This window comes from Allobosea sp. P4_C6 (genome assembly GCF_056402015.1).
The window spans coordinates 1-7816 of sequence record NZ_JBFUIF010000088.1; the positions used below are offsets into that span (position 1 = coordinate 1).

A 7816-nucleotide genomic window follows, 5' to 3' on the forward strand; every position below is an offset into this window, starting at 1 on the left:
GGGCTGGGTATCTCGACGTGGACTATGGCCGTGGCGTGCAGACTGCACTTGGCGAAGCGGGCGTGCACTGGGGTGGCGTCATTCACACCTCCGGTCACGCCGACATTGCGGATTTGCAGCGTCTGGCGGGAGCGATCGCACCAAAGCGCCTCGTCCCGATACACACATTCCAGGCTGACAAGTTCCCGGAACTCTTTAGCAATGTGACCGTCCAGAAGGACGGGGAATGGTGGGATGCCTGATGACTACGTTCAAACGTGGGCTTCGCCCAGATGCACTGGCTGCCCTGCGGGCGATGACTGACTCATCAAAGCCAAATTGGTGGAAAGACCTGCTCGCTCTTTGGGCCCCCAGCGGCGTTGATAGTGGCGATGAAAGCGATCCGAAATTACGGGTCGCGGTTCGGAACAACTATCTGAATTTCTATCGTAGCGGTCAGTCCGTCGCGCGCGTGTGTTTCGGCCCACGTGTCAATCAAGAGGTTGAGCCGCGTCTCGAAACACACGTTTATTACGCGTTCGAAAAGCGAGGGGTTCAGGCGTACGCCAAGCTCGCGGCTTCAGATTCCACTCTCACAGACCCTACCGATGAGTCGCGCTCAATCAAATATAATGGAGTTGCGACACTACGCAGCTGGATTGGTAATGCCGACCCGAAATCAGGCGCCGAGAAGCGTTCGATCGACCGCGTCATTAGCAATAATCCCTCTGTGATCGACGTAGAGATGGCGATCTCCGATGGAAAGATTGCGTCCAGGATCGATCTGGTCGATCTCGAAGCAGCTCTATCCGGCTTCAGAATCGCCCTGTGGGAAGGTAAATTGTACTCCGACACGAGACTGCGATCGAATGGTGACTTCCCTAAGATCAAATCGCAATTGGAGATTTACAGAAAGTACTGCTCCGACGAGCATAACCGGATCGACATAATTGATTCCTATAAAAGATCGTGCCGTGTCCTCGTCGAGCTGGCCGACATGGCCAATTCGTGCGGAAACTCGTCCTCTCCGCTGGACCCCGCGATCTTTGCCGTAAGCGATGGATCTGCGGAACTCGCGATCGATCCGATGCCCAGGCTTCTGATCTTCGACGGGATGAAAGACAAAGAGCCGATTGCTCGCGTTTCCGGATGGGAGCCGCATCGAGACAAGCTGACGAAGCACGGCATTACCATCAAGGAATGCGAAGACTGGAAGCTGAGGTARTACACAGCCACCCGGCGCCGATGGCTCGGCTGCGGCACAATTGGTAGGTGTCTCGCGAACCTTCGCTTGATTAGCCGTCCGGCCAGGAACGTCCGGTTCTGGACGGCGACACAACGTCTGGAAGTGTGAAGTGTCTCAGATGCGGTCCCTTGCGCAGCGTTGGCGAGGCTCCTGGGCCCGCGTCTGAGAGCCTCCAGTGGAGGAAATCGCGGCCCGGGGCCGTGTGCTATGGGAATCTCGCCGCGCGGCATGGTCTGCAGGATCGTGCTGGTCGTGGGTCGGCGGCGTGATGCTCGCTATCAGGCAAGCCGTTGCTATCCGTCACTGACAGGTTGGTGTCGCGCGCCTCTGACAGCCCCGCAGTGCACCTTGTTAGTCGAGAAACTCGCTTATGCTTTTCGACTGCCCCTCGGCAGAAACCACCTTGACCCCCTCTGTCAGTTCCGCGCCAAGTCCGTAGGCATCACAGCGCGGGCAGATCAGATACCGCTTGGCGGGCGACGGTATTCCTCCTCGCCTGATCGTGTCGGGCAGTGACGGCGAGCGCAGGACAGGTTTCGTCACCGTGACCGCCTCGGCCAGAACGTTTCCGCTGATGCCATGGAGGGGAAAGCCACAGTCTTGTGCCGCACACGGATCACCGAGCTTCGGTCGGACTTTCATAGCTTCACCGTCTCCGCCCTGCCGGTGGTGGCGAACACGATCAGCCCGACAGCGACACCGGTCGCATTCAGATAATCCCGGACCTGCCCTCGGTACCCCGCTACGGTCTTTTCATCGGGATCAACGTCGCTCTTCCAGTCAATGACCAATACCGCGCGATCCTCGCTGAATCCGATCGCGTCAGCGATACCGAACGTGACTGTGTCGACGCCATCTCCAGCCGAGAAGGCGTAGACCTGACACTCGGGCATAAGTGAGCCACGGACGGCCACAACCTCTGGAAGGTTGAGGCCCCTGGACACCGAGGCTGCGAGCTCCGCTGGATGGCAGCCTTGTCCAGGATGATCCGCCGACGTCCGCCCAAGTTCACGGATGAGCACCGCAGCACGAGCGGCAAGGCTGGCCTGGTCGTCTGGCGTTTCTCCGGTGAGCACCTCCTCGAACAACTTGTGCATGACGAGGCCGCGCTCCCGCCCGCCCTGGATTTCGATGTTCACGGGGAGGTCATCATCCTCGGAGGCTTCACCGCCGCCGAGGACCGACGGCTCGTCCGTGACAAATACGGCCTTGTCGTCGTCGTGGTGGTCGCTTGGCGCCTTCCAGATCAACCCTCTCGACACTGTGGAGATCGCGGCGCCCTCCGAGGCAAAGATCGAGCGTGTCTGGCCATTTGCTGCGGGCGCATGAGGAGCCGGCACCGCGTCCGCATAGGTCGAGACCGCGACACCGGGAAGATCACCGATCGTCAGCTCGACCACACCGAGCCAGCTTTTGGCATCGATCCCGCTGGACGAGCGCGGCAGAATGAGTAGGTCGCGTGCCCTTGTCGCGGCGACATACCAGAGGCGGACGCGCTCGCGGGTGATCTCTTCCTTCTCATCGCTCGTCGCCTGGTCATGCCCGGCTGGCGCGACGCCAAAGACCTTGCAGTAAAGGTGCGAGGTGCCGCGCTCGATGACCGCACCAACTGAGTTCATCAACCCGGTCGAGGTGTTCACTGGCAGCACGATCGGCCACTCCAACCCCTTGGCCGCGTGCATGGTGTAGAGCGAGACGGATTCTTCCTGAGCGTCCGGACGGCCTTCGCCGGCCTTGCTGTCATCCTCCCAGGCCGAAGTCATCGCCTCGGCAAAGGCACGCAAGCCGCGGATCGCAAAGGGGCGAGCCATCGTCAGGTAGAGGTCGATGTTGGCGAGTGCGCGCTCTGCCTGGCCCTGGTGCCGGGCAAGCAGCGTCGGGCGCACCCGCATCTCGGCGACCGCCTGGGACAGGAGGTCGTGAGGCGTTGTTGCGTTGCCGCGCTTTGAGAGGCCCTGCAGGCGCGCCAGGGCGTCTTTGGCGACCGGGTCTGCAACGTGATCGAGATCCGCCCAGAGGGTGAACCGGCCAGGACCTGCCTGGCCATCGTTGCGGGGCTGAGCCCAGGCCATATCGAGCAGAACTTCGTCGGTCAGGCCAACGAGYGGGCCACGGAGCAACGCGCCCAGMGCCAAGGTATCGCGCGGATTTGCAAGGACACGTGTGAGCGCGATCAGATCCTGGATCTCCTGGCGCCAGAAGAAGCCCTTGCCGGCCTGAGTGGCGACCGGAACGCCGCGTCGCTCCAGCGCCTCCTCGAAGCGCCAGAGCCCGTTCCCGGTCGGCGCCAGCAGTGCGATGTCGCCCGGCCGGCAGAGGCGGATCYCGCCGGTCTTGTGATCGTGGACCTGGTGGCTGCCAATGAGGCGCGCGCAGAGCTCAGCGACGGCTTCGGCCTCAGCGGCCTTGCTGGCTTCCGCGTCCTTCTCTGAAGGGCCCTCGAAGTCCAGTGCAGCTACGCAAGGGTGGTCGCCGCGATCGGCGTGCCAATGGTCGAGTGCGGTGAATCCGGGCTGGTTGTTCTCGATCGAGAGCGGCGTCTCAAAACGTCCGTTGACGAACTCCAGGATCGACCGGCACGAACGGAAGTTCGTCGCAATCGAGAGGACGTTGGCCGGATCCTGCTCTGCGACCGCATTGCGCGCGTCGACATAGGCGCGAACGTCGGCGCCGCGGAATCTGTAGATCGCCTGCTTGGGATCACCGACGAGGAACAGGGCACCCGGCCGCAAGGCGCGGGTCGACCAGTCTCCGGAACCATCAACATCCTCGCCGCACAGTCGCCAGAAAATCTCCGACTGGGCGGGGTCAGTGTCCTGGAACTCGTCGACGAGGACATGGGCGTAGCGCGCCGCCAGCGCCTGACGAACGGGCTCATGATTGCGGAGCAGACCGCGAGCGGATTCGATCAGGTCGTCGAAATCGAGCAGGGCGGCCGCGCGCTTGTAATCGCGGAACTGATCGATCAGCGGGCGCAACTCGGTTATGAGCGCCGCCAGCAATCGACCAGCCGCGTTCGAGACCAGTTGATCCCAGGCTTCACAAGCCGACTTGTAGAGCGGCTCCGCCTCGCCGAAGAGCCTGTCGCCCTCGGCTTTCGAGAGACCCGCCTCCTTCGCCGCCGTGCCCCAGGCGCCTTTGCGGCGATAGGACTTGAACCCCGAGCTCGTACGCAATGCCTCGCCGGGAACCTCGTTAACGAGGCCGACCAGAACCGCCGGGCTTTCAGATGTGAGCGCCGGCAGCACCGATGCCGCCATCTGCTCGAACGCGGAGGTGTAGGTCGCCGTGTCGGGGTCGATGCATGGAGCACCATCGATGAAGGCGCGGAGCGCGCTGACGGCCTGCCTGAAGTCAGCCGCCGGGCCCGCGATGGCACGGGACGGGGGAGGGAGGATTTCGCGCGAGCGCCGCATGCAGTCGGAGACCCGGACAATAGCTTTGAGTGTCTCGTCGGGGTCGACACCCACCATCTCGATCAGAAGCTGGCTGCCATTGGCGCCGAGCCGATCACGAATCCAGGCGTCCCGCAGGTCCATGAATGCAAAGTCGGCGTCGTTGCGGTCGGCGACCGAGGCGCCTGGGTCGATGTTGGCTTCCGCCGGATAGGGCTTGATGAGCTTCTGGCAGAAGCCGTGGATCGTTGAACAGGTGATCTCATCGATCTCCTGGCTGGCGCGCTGGAGGTTCGAAGTCCGCTCCGCATCGAGCGCGCCATGAATGACACTGGAGAGCTCGACCGGGATGCGGCCGGCCGACAATTCCTCGGCAAACTGACGCACGCGAGCCAACAGCTCGCTTGCCGCGAGTTCCGTGAAGGTGACCGCCGCGATGTTGCGCGGACGGATGCCCGAAATCAGCATCATGGCGATGCGGCCGGCCATGATCGCGGTCTTCCCCGATCCGGCGCCGGCCTCGATCAACAAGGAACGGTCGTGTGCCGTCATGGCGACGATGCGGTTCGCCTGGTCGGGCAGGTTTCTCGAAACGGCAGTCATCAGAGCGCCTCCCAAACAGCGGCCGCCGGCCCGAGCATTGTGGTCGACGCCCCCTGCTTGCGCGGGTGATAGCCGTTCTTCGCATTCGCCGGCAGCGCGAAGAGAAGGTCGTTGTACTGGTCGGTGGTGTCCGGGCCCGGCAGGGCGCGTCCAGACTTCAGGCTTTCCCGTGCTGTGGCGAGATATCCGGTCAGCTCGCCAAGGACTGCATTCGCGTTCTCAAGCGGGACTGTCCGGCCACAGCGCGGGTAGCGCAGCACAGCCTCCACCTGGACGTCGTCGCCCAGCAGGACCTTCACCGCGAAGGCGTAAAGGCAGCGCTGAAGCTCCTTGCCGCCATTGATGATGAAGGGATCGCTCTCCTTCGGTGGCTTGCCGGTCTTGTAATCGCTCACCCGGGCGACGCTAAAGTCGCCGGCCAGATCGATCCGGTCGATGAAACCCGAGATCAGGAAGCCGGTACCGGGAATCCTGACCGATTGGCTGGGATCCCAAGGGAGATGGGCCGATGCCTCTTGTTCGGGCCGTGCAAACGGAACCTCGGCATAGCTCTTCTGGCCAGGCAGCGGCTCTTCGCCCTGCGGCCGAACCGCGATGCCTGCGAGCTCACGCAGATCCTCCAGCTTGCGGTTCCAGATCGCCGGCGGCGGCACAGCCTGGGTTGCCTCAAAACGCGCGCCAACCTCTTTGGCAGCAGCCGCGATCGCATCCTGCACCTGCTCCTGGCTGGCTCCGGCCAATCCGCCGGCGGCCTCGAGGCGCTTGACGGCACCATCAAGCGTCGCGTGAAGGATTTCGCCATAACCCCGGCTGTCGAGGTCCAAGGGCTCGGTTCCCATGCGGGGGGCTTTGAGGCCGAGGCCATACCGCCAGACGAAGCCGAGCGGGTCGCGCAGGAGCTTGCGTAGCGAGGTCGCCGACTGGCTGCGAGCCAGGACGAAATCCAGTGCAGGGTGATCTGCACGGATCAGGCCGTCGTGAGGTGTGATGTCGGCGACATGCCAGTCGATCCAGCAGCCTTCAGCGGAGGCCGCCAGCGGTAGCGCACGGAACTCGTCGACCCTAGCGGCCAGGCGGTCGACCTCGCTCATCGCATGCCCCGGCGCCCGGTTGCGTTGAAGGTAGACGTCCTCACCGGCAAGGCCATGCAGGAGCGGGCTCTTGCCGAGCATGCGACCCTCGCCATCACGCCGCGGTCGCGACAGCACAACCTCTGTGCGCGTGGTTGCGAGGATGGTCTCGAAGTCCCGCCGGTCGGCCGTTCCGATCGGAAGCGGATCGATCTCTTCGCTCGGGATGATGTGGTCGGGCAGCAGGCGATCTTCGGACGCCAGCCGCGGCCAGGCGCGCGACGTCAGCCCGAGAAGGCGCACGAAGGGCCGCGGACTCGCCGACAGTGCTGAGGCCGGCATCCAGGCGATCGAGGCGGGCGCAGGGGCGCTGTCGTCGAGGCGGATACCGCCAAGGGTAATCGGAATTGCGACGGCCGGCCCGTTCTCCAGAGCCTTGAGCCAGATGCGGAGCGCCGGCTTTGGCAGGATCTCGCGACCGATCTCCTCTGCCTTCACCAGTCCGCCTGCAAGCGTCTGGACGACCGTCCTGAGCTTCTGGCTGTGATCGGCACCATCAGGCCAGGCCTCGGCCGGGAGCTGCGCCAGAAAGCGGTTCCAGGCCGAGAGCGACGACAGCGGGGCATCTTCGGGCAGGATACGCGCCCAACCTTCAGGAAGGCCTGCAAACGGTCCTGTGTCCTTGCACAGCGACGACAGACGACGAAGTCTCGCCTGCGACAGTCCCCGTGACAGGATGTCGGCGAGTGCGGCCGCGGCTTGCCCCTCGCGCGTCGCCATCGCGCTGGTGCCGTGGACGAAGCGGATATCGAGGTTGGCATCGCTGCGCAGCGTCAACATGTGGTCGTCGTAATCGGCAGGGCTCGCCGCGGCGATAGCGATCTCGGAGGGCTTGGCGCGTCCTGATGCAATGAGCTCGCGCGCCCAGCGGATCGCCTCGATCACCTCGTGAAGCGCGGTCGCCGTGCTGATGATTGTCACCGCAGGCGATGCAGGATCCGCGCGCACTATGTCGACGCCGACCCCATCGAGCCAGGCAGGCACATGCCGCGGCCCGGCCTGCCAGGTGACGGACACGTGCTTCGTCAGCGCCAGCAGGAGCGGGCGCCAGCACGGCGACATCTCGGTCTGGCCCACGATCTCGATTGGGCCAAGCACCGCGAGTGCATGCTTGATCCGGGCGATCGCGCGCTCGACCAGGTCGCAAGGCCGCATCATGCCGGCAGGCAATTTGGTGATGACGGCCTGTTCCAAGACCGCGACAGCTGCGATGCGCGGGCTCGCGCCGGCTCGTGCCTGCAGGTCGATGCCGGACCGCCAGACCTTATGCAGTGTCTCGGCTGCCGCGCTCGTCATGCCCGGCAGCAGCTTGATTCCGTCGAGTTCGCCGAGGTCGGTTACCGGCAGAGCCTCATGGATCACCCCCGTGAGCGTGTCGTTATCGATCCCGCGAGAGAAGCCGCCGGCGAGCCGGGCCGCGGCCTGCTCGAAGGTCATGACAACGGTGCCAAAGGCCCCTGCCT

General features: G+C 64.0%; 4 protein-coding genes. 1 reads left to right on the forward strand and 3 read right to left on the reverse strand.

All coding sequences use genetic code 11. The annotated features are described in order from the left end of the window. On the forward strand, nt 1-242 hold a 242-nt coding region (locus tag AC1DVA_RS25555; protein WP_476807735.1), incomplete at its 5' end, for an MBL fold metallo-hydrolase RNA specificity domain-containing protein. A gap of 1334 nt (nt 243-1576) precedes the next feature. Here AC1DVA_RS25555 and AC1DVA_RS25560 read toward each other — a convergent pair. The 3 genes from AC1DVA_RS25560 to AC1DVA_RS25570 all read right to left on the reverse strand — a co-directional run. Further along, the gene (locus AC1DVA_RS25560) at nt 1577-1867 is read right to left on the reverse strand and encodes a hypothetical protein (RefSeq protein WP_476807736.1); all 291 of its coding nucleotides are present in this window, start codon (nt 1865-1867) and stop codon (nt 1577-1579) included. After that, complete coding sequence (locus tag AC1DVA_RS25565; protein WP_476807737.1) at nt 1864-5223, reverse strand: UvrD-helicase domain-containing protein; 3360 nt, start codon at nt 5221-5223, stop codon at nt 1864-1866. The genes AC1DVA_RS25560 and AC1DVA_RS25565 overlap by 4 nt, the downstream gene beginning before the upstream one ends. After that, nucleotides 5223-7816: PD-(D/E)XK nuclease family protein (locus AC1DVA_RS25570; protein WP_476807738.1), on the reverse strand; the 2594-nt coding region annotated here is incomplete at its 5' end. The genes AC1DVA_RS25570 and AC1DVA_RS25565, both read right to left, overlap by 1 nt.